At 56.3% G+C, this 18,366-nt stretch carries 15 protein-coding genes; 10 read left to right on the top strand and 5 right to left on the bottom strand.

Annotated features, from left to right (window positions below; genetic code table 11):
• On the top strand, positions 1-804 hold an 804-nt coding region (locus BLV81_RS20200), incomplete at its 5' end, for an aromatic amino acid ammonia-lyase (protein WP_143036398.1).
• Between the two features lie 89 nt (positions 805-893).
• On the opposite strand, the gene BLV81_RS20195 is transcribed toward BLV81_RS20200, so the two are convergent.
• From BLV81_RS20195 to puuE, 4 genes are all read right to left on the bottom strand, one after another.
• Positions 894-1,076 (bottom strand): 4-oxalocrotonate tautomerase, encoded by a 183-nt coding sequence (locus BLV81_RS20195; RefSeq protein WP_092359599.1) that lies wholly within the window; start codon positions 1,074-1,076, stop codon positions 894-896.
• Positions 1,077-1,116: 40 nt separating this feature from the next.
• Positions 1,117-1,878, bottom strand: a complete 762-nt coding sequence (locus BLV81_RS20190; RefSeq protein WP_092359597.1) for a class II aldolase/adducin family protein — start codon at positions 1,876-1,878, stop codon at positions 1,117-1,119.
• Positions 1,879-1,985: 107 nt separating this feature from the next.
• Positions 1,986-2,798: an outer envelope protein gene (locus tag BLV81_RS20185; protein WP_092359610.1), complete on the bottom strand. Its 813-nt coding sequence runs from the start codon at positions 2,796-2,798 to the stop codon at positions 1,986-1,988.
• Between the two features lie 164 nt (positions 2,799-2,962).
• On the bottom strand, positions 2,963-3,922 hold the full coding sequence (gene puuE, locus BLV81_RS20180; protein ID WP_092359595.1) for an allantoinase PuuE: 960 nt from the start codon (positions 3,920-3,922) through the stop codon (positions 2,963-2,965).
• 145 nt (positions 3,923-4,067) lie between these two features.
• On the opposite strand from puuE, the gene uraH reads away from it, so the two are divergent.
• The 9 genes from uraH to typA all read left to right on the top strand — a co-directional run bounded on the left by uraH (position 4,068) and on the right by typA (position 16,967).
• On the top strand, positions 4,068-4,433 hold the full coding sequence (uraH, locus tag BLV81_RS20175; RefSeq protein ID WP_092359593.1) for a hydroxyisourate hydrolase: 366 nt from the start codon (positions 4,068-4,070) through the stop codon (positions 4,431-4,433).
• A gap of 469 nt (positions 4,434-4,902) precedes the next feature.
• On the top strand, positions 4,903-5,898 hold the full coding sequence (gene scpB / locus BLV81_RS20170; RefSeq protein ID WP_092359591.1) for an SMC-Scp complex subunit ScpB: 996 nt from the start codon (positions 4,903-4,905) through the stop codon (positions 5,896-5,898).
• Positions 5,885-7,936, top strand: coding sequence for a 23S rRNA pseudouridine(2605) synthase RluB (rluB, locus tag BLV81_RS20165; protein WP_092359589.1), 2,052 nt, complete (start codon positions 5,885-5,887; stop codon positions 7,934-7,936). Before scpB ends, rluB begins: the two co-directional genes overlap by 14 nt.
• Positions 7,937-8,322: 386 nt before the next feature.
• Positions 8,323-8,808 carry a ribosome maturation factor RimP gene (gene rimP, locus BLV81_RS20160; protein WP_092359587.1) on the top strand — a complete coding sequence of 162 codons (486 nt, stop codon included), beginning with the start codon at positions 8,323-8,325 and terminating at the stop codon, positions 8,806-8,808.
• Entirely contained in the window at positions 8,805-10,364 is a 1,560-nt protein-coding gene (nusA, locus tag BLV81_RS20155) for a transcription termination factor NusA (RefSeq protein WP_092359585.1), read from the top strand. The genes rimP and nusA overlap by 4 nt, the downstream gene beginning before the upstream one ends.
• Positions 10,365-10,422: 58 nt before the next feature.
• Positions 10,423-13,284 carry a translation initiation factor IF-2 gene (gene infB, locus BLV81_RS20150; protein ID WP_092359583.1) on the top strand — a complete coding sequence of 954 codons (2,862 nt, stop codon included), beginning with the start codon at positions 10,423-10,425 and terminating at the stop codon, positions 13,282-13,284.
• A gap of 160 nt (positions 13,285-13,444) precedes the next feature.
• Positions 13,445-13,834, top strand: coding sequence for a 30S ribosome-binding factor RbfA (gene rbfA / locus BLV81_RS20145; protein WP_014007418.1), 390 nt, complete (start codon positions 13,445-13,447; stop codon positions 13,832-13,834).
• A 107-nt stretch (positions 13,835-13,941) separates the two neighbouring features.
• Positions 13,942-14,895, top strand: coding sequence for a tRNA pseudouridine(55) synthase TruB (gene truB, locus BLV81_RS20140; protein WP_092359608.1), 954 nt, complete (start codon positions 13,942-13,944; stop codon positions 14,893-14,895).
• A 236-nt stretch (positions 14,896-15,131) separates the two neighbouring features.
• Positions 15,132-16,967, top strand: coding sequence for a translational GTPase TypA (typA, locus tag BLV81_RS20135; RefSeq protein WP_092359580.1), 1,836 nt, complete (start codon positions 15,132-15,134; stop codon positions 16,965-16,967).
• A 132-nt stretch (positions 16,968-17,099) separates the two neighbouring features.
• Here the strand turns inward: typA and BLV81_RS20130 are convergent, their stop codons facing one another.
• Positions 17,100-17,942: a helix-turn-helix transcriptional regulator gene (locus tag BLV81_RS20130; RefSeq protein ID WP_092359578.1), complete on the bottom strand. Its 843-nt coding sequence runs from the start codon at positions 17,940-17,942 to the stop codon at positions 17,100-17,102.
• Between the last annotated feature and the right edge of the window lie 424 nt (positions 17,943-18,366).

The raw sequence follows: 18,366 nt of genomic DNA, 5'->3' as shown, positions 1-18,366 counted from the left end.
ACGCATGAAGCGCGGGCCGTGCAGTTTCCGGAAGAAACGCGCCGTACCGATATCCCTTACAGCGCGCGCATCCAGGATGTGTATTCGCTGCGTTGCGCGCCGCAGGTCTACGGCCCGGTATTCGATGCGCTCGACTATATCGACAATATCGTCGACAAGGAAATCAACTCGGCTACCGATAATCCGCTGATTTTCGACAAGGAAGGCGGCGGCTTTGAAATCATTTCCGGCGGTAATTTCCACGGCCAATACCTGGCGCAAGCGATGGATCTGCTGGCGATGGCGGTTACCGACCTGGGCAGCATCTGCGAACGCCGTGTCGCGCGCCTGATCGATCCGACCTTGTCGTGGGGCTTGCCGCGCAATCTGATGAGCGGCGTGCGTGGCGTCAACACCGGTTATCCGGTGGTGCAATGTTCGCTGAGTTCGCTGGTGATGGAAAACCGCACCCTGTGCATGCCCGGCAGCGTCGACAGCATTCCGGCCAAGGGCAATAGTGAAGACCACGTCTCGAACTCGACCTGGTGCGCGCGCAAGGCGGCGACGGTGGTGGCCAATACGCAGTACATCATCGGCGTCGAGATGCTGCTGGCGGCGCAGGCGTTGACCATGACGGAAGATCTGTTGCCGGGCTTCGTGCTGGGCAAGGGAACGCAAGCGGCGTATCAGGAAATCCGCCGCCAGATTCCGGCTTGCCTGGAAGGCGATCGCTGGTTCCACAACGATATCCTGGTGGCGCAGTCGTTTGTGGTGAGCGGTTCGGTGCGTAATGCGGTGGTTAAGCAGATCGGCGAGTTTGCCTGATGAACTAATGGTAAGACTAAGGCAGCTTGAAATGAAAAAGGAGCGACGATAACGTGGCTCCTTTTTTTTTGCAGCAGTGTTTTATAAAATCAATCTGACCACAGTTTTCCGGCGGTCGCCCAGTGTTCGCGCTTGACTTCCTGGATGATGATATCCACCGATTCCGGGCCGCATTCGAGCGTCTTGCGGGTGGCTTCAGTGATGGCTTTGACGAAGGCGCGCTTTTGCTCGACGCTACGGCCTTCAAACAGTTGTACGTTAAAAGTCGGCATACAAATCCTTTCAAAAAGATGCAGAAATCAAGAAGCGAAATTATTGTTGATAGCTCGCATCAATGGCATCCAGTTTGCGCAGCAAGGCAGGCCATTCCAGTACACCTTCTGGACTGCCGTCGCCCAGCAGCTGGTCGCGGGTCTTGCGGCAGATTGCCTGCGACGGCAAGGTCAGCCGGCCGCTGCCCGAGCTAAGCTGGAGTTGTATTTCGCAAGCTTTGTCCAGGGTATCCATCAGCACGTAGGCTTCCGCGATAGTGCGCCCGCATACCAGGCTGCCGTGATTGCGCAACAGCATGGCGGGCAGTTTTCCGAGTTTTTCGACCATGCGGTTTTGCTCGCTGGCCGTGAGCGCCAGTCCCTCATAATCGTGATACGCAATCTGTTCATAAAAACGCAGCGCGTGCTGCGAAATCGGCAGCAAGCCATCGGCCTGGATACCGACCGCCACCGCATGCGTATTGTGCAAGTGCATCACGCAAACAGCGTCAGCCCTGGCTGCATGGACTGCGCCATGGATGGCAAAACCGCTGACATTTACCTGATATGGCGAGTCGCCGACAATGCGGCCCTGGGCATCGATCTTGACCAAGTTGGAGGCGCACACCTCGTCGAAGCGATAGCCAAACGGGTTCAACAGGTAATGCCCCGGTTCATCGGGTACCGTGGCGGAAATATGGGTGTAGATCAGGTCGTCCCAGCGCTTCAATGCACAGAGGCGATAGCAGGCCGCCAGATCCTGGCGGACCTGCCATTCGACTTGGCTGATTGCGGCCGGACGGCCGCCAGAGGATAAGCTCATGATGTCAGCACAAAAGCTGCGGTTGCAAATGTTAAATGATGCAGGGTTGTTTTGGCCGCTTTGGTAGTTGTGGCGGCGCTTCCCTGCATCGTAGCATTTGCTGCTGCTTAGAAGTGATATTCGGCGCGTATCATCGGCGTTTTGGCCAGGGAACCGGGGACATCATGCGGATTGCCGAACTTGTTTCTCCAGTATTGATATTCCAGACCGACTTTGAAGGTGTTTTTACCCATGCCCAGCTGCGTGCCGAGGTCGTACATGACCTGCGCGTCGATATTGACTTCAGGAGAAGTAGGGCCGCCGAATTCGTTTTTGCCCTTGGCGCCGATCCAGTTCGCATAGCCTTCGAATGAAAAAGCGGAAGATCCGAGCGGGATGCCCCATGCCAGGTTCAACATCGGATGCGTATCGTAGCGGTAGCGGCTGGTGACGCCTATAGGCTGGTTGCTTTCGAATAATGCAAACAGGCTGATGTTGAGGAAGCCGGGCACATCCATCATCAGCGTCGGGCCCACTACCAGCATGCGTTTTTTCGATGCATAGCTATTGTCGTTCTTGGTATTCCAGTCGAAACCGCCGGTGAAGCCGAGGCCGCGGACCGGTCCGAATTTAAAATCCTTTCCTGATATCTTGCCGATATCGAGCGTATGGCGGTAGACGATATACGCTTCCTGCGCATTGTCGTCTTTATGGTCAGACATGAGCAGGTCGACGTTCAGGTAGTTGCTACCGTACTTGTAACCGTCGGCATGCGTGAAATTGATGATGTTTTTGGTGATGTCCTGATTGTTGTACGGCTCGGCGAACTTGGTGCCATAGCGGTAACCGATGGAGGTGTCGCTCCAGTCGGCGGCATTTGCCGAGTGCATGCTGGCCAAAGCCGACAGCGCGATCAGGCAGCCCGCCGTGCGCGTGACCATAGCTTTTCTACGCATGCGATTTGTTGGTGCGGCCGCGGATAATTTGCCGGATGGCTGGCGGGTTTGATGCATGGTGTCGTCTCCGTTCTATTGATAATTCCATCTTTTTTATATATATGATGGGTAGTGAATGCGTGGAACCGCCACGACGGTAAAAAAATCGTTTATGCCCCGAATGGGTGCGTGGCGCGCCAGTGATCGGCGATATCGATACGACGCGCCACCCAGACCTGACCATGGCTCTGCACGTAATCCAAGAATCGTGCCAGGGCTGCTGCACGCCCCGGACGGCCGACCAGGCGGCAATGTAGTCCGATCGACAGCATCTTCGGCTGATTCAAGCCATGCGGATCGCCTTCGCGGTACAGCACATCGAAGGCGTCTTTCAGGTAATCGAAGAACTGGGTGCCTGAGTTGAAACCTTGCATGGCGGCGAAGCGCATGTCGTTGGTATCCAGGGTGTAAGGCACGATCAGTTGCGGCTTGAGCACGGTTTGGCCGTTGCCGTCGCTAACTTTGACCTGTTCCCAGAAGGGCAGGTCGTCGCCGTAATGGTCGGCGTCGTAGCTGAAGCCGCCATGTTCCAGCACCAGGCGGCGGGTATTGGGCGAGTCGCGGCCGGTATACCAGCCGAGCGGGGCGCTGCCGGTCAGTTGCCTGATCACGGCGACAGCTTCGGCGATATGCGCGCGTTCGGTGGCTTCGTCGATATTCTGGTAGCTGATCCAGCGCAAGCCGTGGCAGGCGATTTCGTGGCCGAGTTCTTGAAATGCGGCAGTCGCTTCCGGGTTGCGTTGTAGTGCGCGCGCAACACCGAACACGGTCAAAGGCAGCCGGCGCTCTTCAAACATGCGCAGCAAACGCCAGACACCGGCGCGCGAACCGTATTCGTAGATGGATTCCATGCTCATGTGACGCGCCGGAAAGCTCTGGGCGCCGATGATTTCGGACAGGAAGGTTTCCGAGCCGGCGTCGCCGTCCAGCACGCAGTTTTCGCTGCCTTCCTCATAGTTGAGGACGAATTGCAAAGCGATCCGAGCCCGGTTCGGCCATTGCGGGTGCGGCGGGGTGCGGCCGTAACCGGTCATGTCGCGCGGATAGTTTGGGTCGGTGTTGATTGTCATTGCTTGACCTGGAATGTTATTTGGTTTTCAGGATTATGTGCGCTGCAGCCATGATTAATATATGCCGGATAGTATATTGACCTGGACCCTGCGGTATATCATTTGATCGATACTGGTTTTCAACTAATCGATATAAGGAAAAGTCATGGGAAACGCCGTTGGAAAATTAAGCACGCACGTTCTGGATATCACCCAGGGCAAGCCGGGTGTCGGTGTAAAAATTGCACTATATGCCGTTACGTCTGCCGGCCGCAGCCTGTTAAAGAACGCCGTGACCAACCAGGATGGCCGGGTTGATGCGCCCCTGCTGCAGGGAGAAGAGATGCAGGCAGGGCAATATGAACTGGTATTTTCGGCGGGCGACTATTTCGCTGCGCAGGGAATTGACCTGCCAAGTCCGCGTTTTGTCGATCGCGTCACACTGGCTTTCGGGATCGCCCATGCCGATCAAAATTATCACGTGCCGCTGGTCGTGTCGCCTTGGTCGTATTCGACTTATCGCGGCAGCTGAGTGCTAGGTAACTGGCAAGTAGGAAGCAAATAAGCAATAAGTAGGCAATAATGCAAGACCGTCGGCTGCTATTCACACTATGCTCCGATGGCGGTTGAGACCGGCGATAGCGAATCGGCAAATCCCCCTGCCGGCTATCGCCAAATAACCACGCCAGCAAGATCAATGCGCCTTCCCATCCGCTTTGTGCTAAACTGTGTACTAACATTTTTGATCAGCAACAGGATCGGTTCCAGTAATTTATAGCGTAGTCATGGCTATGGGCCGCTCGGATCGAAATTGAAAGAACGAGCGGCGCAGTGTTATCCGTCTTATTCAAGTCTTATTGTCCCCGCCCTCATTAATCCTCCTCTAACGGGCGCTGGACAGCAGTATCAACAGCTTTTTCTTTAACCAGGGCAGCAGGCGCCTTCGGTTGGACATGAGCTCTGCGAATTTTTTAATAAAATTTAAATAAACTACGTCGTACATGAATATTATTGAGGCTAAGAAAGTCCTCGAAACTGCATTGCTCTGTGCTCACGAGCCGCTGTCGCTTAACGACTTGAAAAAGCTGTATGCGCCAGGTGATGTGGATGGCAGTGACGATGACGGCGAAATCAATGCAGATACGATCAGGTCTATGCTGGAGGAATTGCGCAGCGATTGGGCTGGCAAGGGTATTGAGGTAGTCGCCCTGTCAACCGGTTGGCGCTTCCAGAGCCGCCCGGAGATGAAGATTTACCTGGAGCGCCTGAATCCGGAAAAACCGCCGAGATACTCGCGCGCGACGATGGAAACCCTGGCAATTATTGCCTATCGTCAGCCAGTGACGCGTGGCGACATTGAGGAAATTCGTGGCGTAACAGTCAATTCGCAAACCGTCAAAATGCTTGAAGAGCGCGGCTGGATCGAGGCCATCGGGCATCGCGACGTGCCAGGACGCCCGGCATTGTTTGCCACCACCAAGCAGTTTCTCGATGACCTTGGCCTGACTTCGCTGGATCAGTTGCCGCCCTTGCAGCAAGTTGCCAGAAATGATATGCAGGAAGGCAGTTTGCTGGAGCTGCAGGCATTGGAGGCCGATCTCGAAGCAAGTATCGAAGCCAGGGCAGTGCTGGATGCGGCGGCGGCGCTCGAAACCAATGAAGTCGCTGCGGAACAGCAATCCGCAGCGCTCAGCCAGGATGAGCAAGATGCCGTCGCAGTTGATGCGGAATCGACGATAGAAGCAGCAGAAACGACAGAAACAATAGAAGCAGCAGAAACAACGGCAAACACAGAGCCGGTTACAGAAGATGCAATTGAACATGCATCCGAAATCACGAAGGAAAATGCGATGGAAGCGGATGAGGAAGTAGTTGCTCATTCACAAGTAGCGCCAGTTGCATCGAATGAAACCCACACCAACGACCACGCGTCCCAATCGGATGATGAAGCTACGCCAGGTCGGCATAACCAACACCTGAATAATGAACCCACCTAGTTCCAATGATGCACCGGTCGTCGACGCGACAGCCGCCACTGAACCGAAGCCGGCTAAAAAGCCAAGAGCGCGCAAGGCTGCGACGGTCGCGGCTGACGCCCCGGCTATTATTGAGACCTCTTCTGCGGATGTCGCCGAGCCGGTCAAACGCGCTCCGCGCGCGCCGCGCAAGAAAGTAGCTGCGGCAGCCGGCGAGAGTAGTGCTGCATCGGAAGTGGCGCATGTCGCCGTGGAAGCTGTTGCGCCCGCCAAGCCTAAGGCTGCGCCGCGCAAGAAAGCGGCTGTAGCGGCTGAGCCGGCTGCCAGCGTCGAGGTGGTTGCGCAAGTGGCGCCAGCGGCTGTGGAAGCGGCGCCATTCGTGAACGTGGTGAATGCAGAAAGCGCGCCGCGCGAGCGGCCGGCCAAGCGTGGCGTACGCGGGCCGCGCGCTTTGCGTAGCAACCGCGCCGCCCAGCGCGCGCAAGAGTCGGCGTCAGCGGCTGCGGCGGATTCCGCCGTCGAGACCGGTATTGTGGCTGTGGCCGAAGGTCAGCCGGCCGTATCGCCAAGTGCCGATGCTCCCGCCGGCGAACCGCGCCAGCCGCGTGGCGACCGTAACAGCGGCCGTGGTGCTGAGCGCAGTGGCGACCGTAGCGGTGACCGCAATTCACGCGATCGCCAGCAAAAGGGCAAGAAGCCGCAAGGACAGAATGGCAAGCCGGGACAACCCGGCCAGCGCAATGGCAAACCGGGAGCCCGTGGCGGCGACGCTGATGACGTGTTCTCCTTCGTTACCTCCGAGTCTTTCGATACGCTGGTGACCGCCGAAGACGCGAACGACCGCCGCCAGGCTGCGCAAAAGAATGTCCGGCGTGATCTGACCGCCGAAGATGATGCGCCTAAACTGCATAAGGTATTGGCAGAGGTCGGCCTGGGCTCGCGGCGCGATATGGAAGAGCTGATTATCGCCGGCCGGGTCTCGGTCAACAGCGAGCCTGCGCATATCGGCCAGCGCATCTTGCCAACCGATCAAATCCGCATCAACGGCAAGTTGTTGCAGCGCAAAGTAAGCAAGCGTCCGCCGCGGGTGCTGGTGTACCACAAGCCGGCTGGCGAAATCGTCAGCCACAACGACCCGGATGGCCGTCCATCGGTATTCGATCGTTTGCCCAATATGAAGGCGGCCAAATGGCTGGCCGTGGGACGCCTGGATTTCAACACCGAAGGTTTGCTGTTGTTTACCACCTCGGGTGACCTGGCCAACCGCCTGATGCATCCGCGCTACGGTATCGACCGCGAATACGCGGTGCGTACTTTGGGCGAGCTGGAGCAGGGCATGCGCCAGAAATTGCTGGCCGGTGTCGAGCTGGAAGACGGCGTTGCGCAATTCACGAAAATTGCCGACGGCGGCGGCGAAGGCATCAACAAATGGTATCGCGTGGTGATCGGCGAAGGCCGTAACCGCGAAGTGCGCCGCATGTTCGAAGCCATCGGCCTGACCGTATCGCGCCTGATTCGTACCCGTTATGGCGCCATGACGCTGCCACGCGGCCTCAAGCGTGGCCGTTGGGAAGAGCTGGATGAAAATGCTGTACGCGACATGATGACTGCGCATGGCCTCGACAAGCCTGCGGCCGGCCAGAATGCCGGCGGCGGCAAGGGCCGTCCCGATTTCAACAGGGATCGCGAGCCTAACGGCAATCGCGCCGACAGCGCGCCGCAAGGCCCGGGTGTTTACCGCGATCAGGGTTTTGGCGGTCAGCCGCGCGGTAATCAGGGGCGCGGCCCGGGTGGCGGCCAAGGCCGTCCGCAAGGTGGCGGTCTAGGTCGTCCACAAGGCGGTGGTCAAGGTCGTCCGCAAGGCGGCGGTCAGCCGCGTAGCCGGCAGCCGGATCCTTTGCAGACTGCGTTGGGTTTCCCTGATGCCGGGCAGCAACGACGGAATGGCGGCGGTAATGGTTTTGCGCGTCCTGCACGTCCCAACAAGGCGGCTGGCGGACAAACAGGCGGTGGACATTACGGCGCACAAGGCGGGCCGCGCCGTCGTCCACGCGGCTGATTGGTGATTTGTCGTCCAATGCAGCATTTTTCTGCTTTGGACGGTTGCAAAGAAATGGCGGGAAGTGTTGCAATAATGATCAATTGACCGTCTGCTGACGAGTGATTGTCAATAAATGCAAACTTCCTGCATTGCGGTACATAGCCCAATCGTTTATAATTTACAAGTTAACAGAAGTCATTGACAGAATTAAATTGAAAATAAATTCAAATTAATTCGCAGCCGATCTCGTGAAACTGCTCGAATGACAAACGATAAGAAGATGGGCAGATGCCCATTTTTTTTTTGCTTTTCGTTTTGGCTGCTTTTAAGTTGTACGTGTGCGTAGGTAAAAAGATTCAGGCCCGTGGTTACTGGGCCTGTAGCATTATTTATAGGGAGTTGCTTTGCAGTTGCTGGAGCTAATTGAAACAACCGTGGTTGGCATGGGCTACGAGCTGGTCGAATTCGAAAAGGCCGCGCGTGGTTTGTTGCGCGTATACATCGACTTCACGCCTGAAAATGCCGAGCAAGGCCAGATTACGGTAGAAGATTGCGAAAAAGTGACGCATCAACTGTTGCACGTACTGACGGTAGAAAATGTTGTGTACGAGCGGCTGGAAGTATCGTCGCCAGGCCTGGACCGGCCGCTGAAGAAACTGGCCGACTATGTGCGTTTTGCCGGCAAGGAAGCAATTGTGAAATTGCGCATGCCGATGCCGGGCGCTGCACATCGGAAGTCATTTCAAGGCGTTCTGGGTGAACCGGACGGCGAGAATTTGAAAATCGAATTTGAAACAAAAGATGGGTCGGCGGTGTTGGATTTCACGCTCGCTGACGTAGACAAGGCACACTTGGTGCCGCAAGTGGATTTTAGGAGTCGCAAAGCATGAGTCGCGAAATTTTATTGTTGGTCGATGCGCTCGCGCATGAAAAAAACGTCGATCGAGATGTTGTGTTCGGTGCACTTGAACACGCGCTTGGACAGGCAACCAAGAAACGCTACGAGGGCGACGTCGATATTCGCGTCACGATCGATCGTGAAACCGGCGAATTCGAATCCTTCCGCCGCTGGCACGTTGTGCCGGATGAAGCGGGTCTGCAATTGCCGGACCAGGAAATCCTCCTGTTCGAAGCCAAGGAACAGATTGACGACGTCGAAGTCGACGACCACATTGAAGAGCCGATCGAATCGGTTGAATTCGGCCGCCGCTTTGCGCAAGATACCAAGCAAGTCGTATTGCAACGGATCCGCGACGCTGAACGCGAACAAATCCTGGCCGACTTCCTGGAGCGCGGCGATTCGCTGGTGACCGGCACCATCAAACGGATGGAACGCGGCGACGCCATCGTGGAGTCGGGCAAGATCGAAGCGCGTTTGCCGCGTGATCAGACGATTCCTAAGGAAAACCTGCGTATCGGCGACCGTGTCCGTGCCTTTATCCTGCGTATCGACCGCAATGCACGCGGCCCGCAAGTGATTTTGTCGCGTACCGCGCCGGAATTTATCATGAAGCTGTTCGAACTGGAAGTACCGGAAATCGAACAAGGCTCGCTGGAAATCAAGTCGGCAGCACGTGATCCTGGCGTGCGCGCCAAGATCGCTGTGTTTACCGCGGACAAGCGTATCGATCCTATCGGCACCTGCGTCGGCATGCGTGGTTCACGCGTGCAGGCCGTGACTGGCGAACTGGGCGGCGAACGTGTCGACATCGTGTTGTGGTCTGAAGATCCGGCGCAATTCGTCATCGGCGCACTGGCTCCCGCCAATGTTTCTTCCATCATGGTTGATGAAGAGAAGCATGCTATGGACGTCGTCGTCGATGAGGAAAACCTGGCAATCGCGATTGGTCGCGGCGGTCAGAACGTGCGCCTGGCGGCAGAACTGACCGGCTGGCAGATCAACATCATGACAGCGGAAGAGTCGGCGGATAAATCGGCGGTGGAAACTGCTGCGATCCGTACCCTGTTCATGGAAAAACTGGATGTCGACCAGGAAGTCGCCGACATTCTGGTGGAAGAAGGTTTTGCCAGCCTGGAAGAAATCGCCTACGTGCCGATTACCGAAATGCTGGAAATCGATTCGTTTGACGAAGATACCGTCAACGAACTGCGTAACCGGGCTCGCGACGCGCTGGTGACAGAAGCGATTGCCTCGGAAGAAGGACTGGAAGGCATGGAAGATGCCCTGGTCAATTTCGAAGGCATGGACCGGGTTACCGCCGGCAAGCTGGGTTTGGCGGGGGTCAAGACATTGGCTGCGTTCGCCGGTTTGGCTTATGACGAATTTGGCGCGATTCTGGCTTTATCAGCCGACCGTGCGCGTCATTTGATTGAAGCAGAGTTTAAAGATGTGACCGACGATGAGATGAAACTCATCGATGCCAAGTACGATGATCATGCCAAAGCCCTGCAGGCCAAGGCATGGAATATAGCGGAAGCCAAGTGATCAAGTGATCCGAGAGGTTCCGTATCGTCTGCCGCGCCACATAGAAAAAGAGGACTGAATGGCGAGTAACAATGTAGCCCAATTTGCCACCGAACTGAAAATGCCAGCGGATTTACTGCTGACACAATTACAGTCGGCTGGCGTCCAGAAAAATTCGACTGACGACGCCTTGTCGAAAGAAGACAAGGATCGCCTGCTGGAACACCTGCGCCGTTCGCACGGTGCGGTTCCTGATAGCGAAAAGAAGAAAATCACGCTGACCCGCAAGGAAACCACCGAGATCAAGCAGGCTGACGCCACCGGCAAGTCGCGCACGATCCAGGTCGAGGTGCGCAAGAAGCGTACTTTCGTCAAGCGCGATGAACCTGTTGCCGAAGTAGCGGCAGCACCGGTTGCGCCTGCCGCACCGGTCATCGACGAAGCGGAACAGGCGCGTCGGATTGAGGAAACACGTCGTCAAGCTGAATTGATCGCTCGCCAGGAAGCAGAATTGCTGGAGAAGCAAGAGCGTCTGGCCAAGCTGGAAGCTGAGAAAGAAGCGCAAGCCAAGGCTGCGCAAAAAGCTGAAAACGACGCCAAGAAAGCTGAAACCGAAGCTAAAAAAGCCGCTGCTGCCGCAGCGCAGGCTCCGGTTGCCGGCGATGCAGCGGGCTCTGCGGGTACGCCTGTCAAGCAGGAAGATCCTGCCGCCGAAGAAAAGAAACGCCTGGCTAACGAAGAAGCCAAGCAAAAAGTTGCGCAAGCCGCCAAGGAAGCTGCCGAGAAATCCGCGGCTACTGAACGTGCTCGCAAGGCCGTGCAAGATGAAGTTGCGCAGATCAAGGCGATGATGAATGCGCCGCGCAGGGTCATCAAGGCGCCTGAGCCGGTCGCGCCTGTGGCAGCTCCGGCCAAGACCGCCGAAGGCACCTTGCACAAGCCAGCGGATAAGAAGCCGGGCGAGAAGAAAGACGACAAAAAAGTGGTGGTCGACAAGAAATCGATCAAGTCCGCCAACGTCTCTTCAACCTGGCAAGACGATGCGGCCAAGAAGCGCGGCCTCGGCATCAAGACCCGCGGCAATACCGGCGGTGGCCGCGATGGCTGGCGCGGTGGTCCGAAGGGCCGCCGTGGTTCGCATAACGACGATCACGAAAGTAATTTCCAGGCGCCGACAGAAGCGGTCATCAAGGACATTTATGTTCCTGAAACCATTACCGTCGCCGAACTGGCGCACAAGATGTCGGTCAAGGCTTCGGAAGTCATCAAGCATTTGATGAAGCTGGGCCAGATGGTCACCATCAATCAGGTGCTGGACCAGGAAACTTCGATGATTCTGGTCGAAGAAATGGGCCACACCGCACACGCTGCGAAACTGGATGATCCGGAAGCATTGCTGGTCGACGGTGAAGAACATACCGACGCCGAATTGCTGCCGCGCGCACCGGTGGTGACTGTCATGGGTCACGTCGACCATGGTAAGACCTCGCTGCTGGACTACATCCGCCGCGCCAAGGTAGCATCCGGTGAAGCTGGCGGGATTACCCAGCACATCGGTGCATATCACGTGGAAACGCCGCGCGGCATGATCACCTTCCTCGACACCCCGGGCCATGAAGCGTTTACCGCCATGCGTGCTCGCGGCGCCAAGGCGACCGATATCGTGATTCTGGTAGTCGCAGCCGACGACGGCGTGATGCCGCAAACCAAGGAAGCGATTGCCCACGCGAAAGCAGCCGGCGTACCGCTGGTGGTGGCAATCAACAAGATCGACAAGCCGGGCAGCAACCTGGATCGCGTCAAGCAGGAGTTGATCGCGGAACAAGTGGTGCCGGAAGAATACGGTGGCGAATCGCCATTCGTGCCGGTATCTGCCAAGACTGGCGAAGGCATCGATAACTTGCTGGAACAAGTCCTGCTGCAAGCTGAAGTGCTGGAGTTGAAAGCAGCGGTAGCCGCACCGGCCCGCGGCCTGGTAGTGGAAGCCCGGCTCGACAAGGGTCGTGGTCCGGTGGCAACGATCCTGGTGCAATCCGGTACGCTGAAACGCGGCGATGTAGTGCTGGCTGGCTCGGCCTATGGCCGGGTCCGCGCGATGCTGGATGAAAATGGCAAGGCGATTTCCGAAGCCGGCCCATCGATCCCGGTCGAAATCCAGGGTCTGACAGAAGTGCCGGTTGCCGGCGAAGAAGTCATGGTCATGGCAGACGAGCGCAAGGCGCGTGAAATTGGGCAGTTCCGTCAAGGCAAGTACCGTGACGTCAAGCTGGCCAAGCAGCAAGCCGCGAAGCTGGAAAACATGTTCGACCAGATGGCCGAAGGCGAAGTCAAGAACCTGCCGATGATCATCAAGACCGACGTCCAAGGTTCGCAAGAAGCGTTGGTGCAATCGTTGCAAAAGCTGTCGACCAGCGAAGTCCGGGTACAAGTGGTGCACGCCGGCGTCGGCGGCATCAGCGAGTCGGACGTCAACCTGGCAGTCGCTTCGAAAGCCGTCATTATCGGCTTCAACGCCCGCGCCGATGCGCAGGCACGCAAGCTGGCGGAAGCCAACGGCGTCGACATCCGTTACTACAACATCATTTACGATGCTGTGGACGAGATCAAGGCAGCGATGTCCGGCATGTTGTCGCCGGAGAAGCGCGAACAGAACCTGGGTCTGGTCGAGATTCGCCAGGTCCTGCTGGTCAGCAAAGTCGGCGCGATTGCCGGTTGCTACGTGCTCGAAGGCCTGGTCAAGCGTGGCGCTTCGGTCCGCCTGCTGCGCGACAACGTGGTCTTGTGGACGGGCGAGCTGGATTCGCTGAAACGCTTCAAGGATGACGTCAAGGAAGTCCGTTCCGGCTTTGAATGCGGTCTGACCCTGAAGAACTTCAACGATATCAAAGAAGGCGATCACCTCGAAATCTTTGAAGTCGAAGAAATTGCACGTACTCTGTAATATGTAAAGCACACGCAGCTGGTAAGGTGCGCAGGGCAGGAAAATCGGGCCTAACAGCCCGATTTTCGTTTGCTAGTGTCCGGTGCAGCGCTGGTCAGTTGTTGGTAGTGTCGGTAGTTCATTTGTGAAAGATATAGCGTGTCAAGCGCTGAATAAAAGTATGGCTAAACATAGTAAATCCATTCCTGGCCGCGGTCTGCGCGTTGCAGATCAGATCCAGAAGGACTTGTCCGAGATCATCGTCTTCGAGCTGAAAGACCCGCGGGTCGGCATGATTACGATTACCGAAGTGCAAGTGACGCCGGACTACGCCCATGCCAAGGTGTTTTTCACGATGCTGAACGACGACCTCGAAGCAATTGCGAATACCGTCAAAGGCCTGACCCAGGCTGCCGGTTTCTTGCGCAACCAGCTTGGCCGCCGTTTGTCTATCCACACCTTGCCTGCCTTGCATTTCATTCATGACAATTCGACAGCCCGCGGCGTCGAGATGTCGCGTTTGATCGATCTGGCCAACGCGACACGTTCTAAAGACGATGGGCAGGACTAAGCGATAAGCTTATTTATCAATCATAATTATCAGTCACAAATTTGATACGGCTTGCTGGCGACGGCAAGCCGTTTCCGCTTCTCTTCACCTCTTCTGTATTTGCTGCCATGGCATCACGCCCACCCAAAAGAATCCGTGTCCCGCTCAATGGCGTTTTGCTGTTGGATAAACCTGTCGGCTTTTCCAGCAATGACGCACTGATCAAGGCAAAAGGCTTGCTGAACGCGCAAAAGGCCGGCCACACCGGCACGCTCGATCCGTTTGCCACCGGCGTGCTGCCGCTGTGCTTTGGCGAAGCCACCAAGTTTGCCCAGGATTTGCTGGACGCCGACAAGACTTACGAAACCCTGGTCCATCTGGGAGTGAGTACTACCACCGGTGATACCGAAGGCGAGGTCCTGGAGCGCAAGGACGTCAATCTCAGCCGCGCACAGATCGATGCCGTGCTGGCGCAGTTCCGCGGCCCGATCAAGCAAGTGCCGCCGATGTACTCGGCGCTCAAGCGCGACGGCAAGCCGCTGTATGAGTACGCGCGCGCCGGCATCACTCTGGAGCGCGAAGCGCGCGATGTGACCATCCACGCACTGGAATTCCTGGCCTACGATGCGCCGTTCCTACGTTTGCGGGTAGCCTGCAGCAAAGGCACCTACATCCGCGTACTGGGCGAAGACATCGGCGCTGCGCTCGGCTGCGGCGCCCATTTGCAAGAGCTGCGGCGGATCCAGGTGGGCCATCTGACGCTGGACGGCTGCGTCACGCTGGAACAATTGACGGCCGCCGAACCGGCCGCGCGCAGCGCCTTGCTGGCGCCGGTCGACAGCTTGCTCCTCACGTTTCCTGAAGTGTTGTTATCCGAGCCATTGGCCAAACGGTTTTTGCAGGGCCAGCGCCTGACGCTGACAAAGGAAGGTGTGGCGTTGCCGCCGGAGGCTGGACGGGTGCGGGTTTATCTGCAGCCGGCGGATGCTGTATCCGCTCGACAACTGCTGGGCACCGCGCAGTTGCATGAGTACGGGGTTCTGGCTCCCGAACGTCTGATTGCCACTGTACAGGCTGTGTAAAATATCTTTAAGGCAATATTCATGCTGCAATTGAGGCAGCAACTCTTTGAAAAGACAAGGCTTTTCATAAAGTAGTGCAGCGCGTCATGCTATAATACGCGGCCTCCCAAATTCCGCTACAACTGCTGTGCCTAGTGCAGTGCCTTAGCGAGCATTTTGGCCGCACTTGTAGCTATATATATTCTGCGCAATCCTTATCTGCGCATTTACTAAGTTCTCCAATCTCCAAACTGACCATGTCAAACACACCTCGCGCTATCCGCAACATTGCCATCATTGCCCACGTTGACCACGGCAAGACCACGCTGGTTGACCAATTGTTGCGTCAATCCGGTACTTTCCGTGACAACCAGCACGTCGATGCGCGCGTGATGGATTCGAACGCTATTGAAAAAGAACGCGGCATTACGATTCTGTCGAAGAACTGCGCAGTCGAATACAAAGGCACGCACATCAACATCGTTGATACCCCTGGCCATGCCGACTTCGGTGGTGAAGTCGAGCGCGTATTGTCGATGGTCGATAGTGTTTTGCTGCTGGTCGATGCGCAAGAAGGCCCGATGCCGCAAACGCGTTTCGTGACGCGTAAGGCACTGGCGCTGGGCTTGAAGCCTATCGTTGTCGTCAACAAGATCGACCGCGAAAATGCCGATCCGCAAAAGGCTGTGAACGCGACTTTTGAATTGTTCGACAAACTCGGCGCAACCGACGAGCAGCTGGATTTCCCTATCATTTACGCATCGGGTTTCAAAGGCTACGCAGGCTTGGAAGATACCGTCCGCGACGGCAATATGGAACCTTTGTTCGACGCCATCCTGAAGCACGTTCCAGCGCGTGAAGATGATCCTAACGGCCCGCTGCAACTGCAAATCACTTCGCTGGAATACTCTTCCTACGTCGGCAAGATCGGCGTTGGCCGTATCCTGCGCGGTAAAGTCAAGGCGCTGCAAGACGTGATCTGGATGAACGGTCCGGACGACAAGCCGACCAAGGCCCGCATCAACCAGGTGCTGACTTTCCACGGCCTGGACCGCGTGCTGACTGAAGAAGCGCTGGCTGGCGACATCGTGCTGATCAACGGTATTGAAGAAATCAGCATCGGCTCCACCATCTGCGCTCCGGATTTCCCGGAAGGCTTGCCGATGCTGAAGGTAGATGAACCGACACTGACCATGAACTTCATGGTCAACAACTCGCCGCTGGCTGGCCGCGAAGGCAAGTTCGTCACCACTCGTCAGATCAAGGACCGTCTGGACCGCGAACTGAAAGCCAACATGGCATTGCGCGTGGTACAGGCTGAAGGCGACGACTCGACCTACGAAGTGTCGGGCCGCGGTGAATTGCACCTGACCATCCTGATCGAAAACATGCGCCGCGAAGGCTACGAGCTGGCCGTATCGCGTCCACGCGTAGTGTTCAAGATGGTCGATGGCGTGCGCCATGAGCCATACGAAAACCTGACCGTCGACGTCGAAGAAGTGAATCAAGGCGGCGTGATGGAAGAACTCGGCCGTCGCCGCGGCGATCTGCAAAACATGGAACCGGACGGCAAGGGCCGTGTGCGTCTCGAGTATCGCATTCCGGCGCGCGGCCTGATCGGCTTCCAGGGCGAATTCATGACCCTGACCCGCGGCACCGGCTTGATGAGCCACGTGTTCGATGAATACGCACCGGTCGACACCTCCAAGGGCGAACTGGGCGGCCGTCGCAACGGCGTGCTGATTTCGCAGGACGACGGCGCAGCCGTTGCCTACGCCATCTGGAAACTGCAAGACCGCGGCCGTATGTTCGTCAGCCACAATGACCCGGTCTACGAAGGCATGATCATCGGCATCCACTCGCGCGACAACGATCTGGTCGTCAACCCGATCAAGGGCAAGCAATTGACCAACGTCCGTTCGTCGGGTACCGACGAAGCGGTGCGCCTGGTGCCGCCAATCGAAATGTCGCTGGAATATGCAGTTGAATTCATCGACGACGACGAACTGGTCGAAGTCACGCCGAAGAGCATTCGTCTGCGCAAGCGTTACCTGAAGGAACACGAGCGTAAAAAGGCTTCGCGCGACGCGTAAGCCGTTTTACGATCCGGACCGTTTGTTCCGGACACAAAAAACCCGTCGATTAGTGAGTTTGAGAAAACTCACGGATCGGCGGGTTTTTTATTTTTAGGGGATTGCACGTGTCGCGGCGACAGGATGCCAAACTCATGCGAGCATCAGGCGGCCTACCACGTAGGCCAGTTGCACATGATTGCGCACCCCGAATTTCTTCCGGAGTTGGAGAATGTGGTAGTCGATGTTTTGCTGTGATGTATCGAGACGATAGGCTATCTCCCGTCGACTCACGCCATCGATAACCAATTTCAGAGTCTGGCGCTGGACATCCGACAAGTCGATCTGGATGTCAGTTCTTAAATTTTGTTGTACATGATGGGTCAGCAGCTCATGAATCTTTAGTCCGACCGCATAAGTCTGTCCCACAACGCTGTCGACAATCCATTCCTTGGTGGGTTTCGCCGAGTAGAAGCTGATGAAGGCGTGTTCAACAGTGCTGGGATTGGCGATGCCGAAGGCAATTCCACTTCGTACACCCGCATGCTCTGCCTCGGTCAGGAATTGCGCGGACCGCTTTGCCAATCTGTCTATGCATCCTAAATTATTCAGGGACGATAAATCCCATACGAACGGCAGCTCATGCCGAAACGCAAAATGCACGCGTGGATCGACCTCATAGTAACGCTGTTCGATGTAGCGTTTTGCCCAAGGAGGCATGACGAAATGGCCGAAGAAGTCAACGATTTGAATTGTGTCGCCCAAACGAGAATATCGCCCATATCCGAACCCGTCCAAGCCTATCGATTGCAACGCCGCATGAACAGTCTGCTCAATTTCTTCGGCGTTACGTTTTGAATTGATCCCAATGATCGAGGCGACGGGGCGGGCAAGAGCTGTCTTTTCCGGGAACGCACTTTCAAAATCTCTTTCGATTAAATGTCCTTCATCGGGCGGAATGGTGCAGCCAGACTGGCCGGCAAGGTGTAAGTACATGGCGGAGCCTTTTCAGATCGAATGCGTGAACTGTGCACAAGAATTATCTCCACGGTGTTGCTGTTCTGTTCACGCATGGGATGACTTGCTGATGACGTGCTGACACTTTTCCCTGCATGGCCTTGAATGCAAAGATTAATGCCATCAGCTTAATTCTCTTTTTTTTGCGATTGAGATCAGTTTCTCGTAGCCGGGTCGCTTCTATCGGTTAGCCACAAACGAATTGACTACAGTTTTCCGGCACTCGCCGACATCAGTTCAGTTCCATGCCGAGTGGTATTGATGTCATCTTGAATAGCGTAGGCGAGTATTGATGGCGGATATCCCGTTTAACTGGTCAGAAAGCGGCTGCGCTTGCCGAATCAGAGATTTCCTTGGAGATTTCTGATTTTTCTTGCAATTAAGATGAGTTTCTCGTAGCGGA

This window comes from Collimonas sp. OK242 (assembly GCF_900107095.1).
Classification (GTDB): Bacteria; Pseudomonadota; Gammaproteobacteria; order Burkholderiales; family Burkholderiaceae_D; genus Collimonas.
The sequence above is the reverse complement of the archived record's forward strand: the minus strand, read 5'-3'. Positions and strand labels throughout refer to the sequence as shown.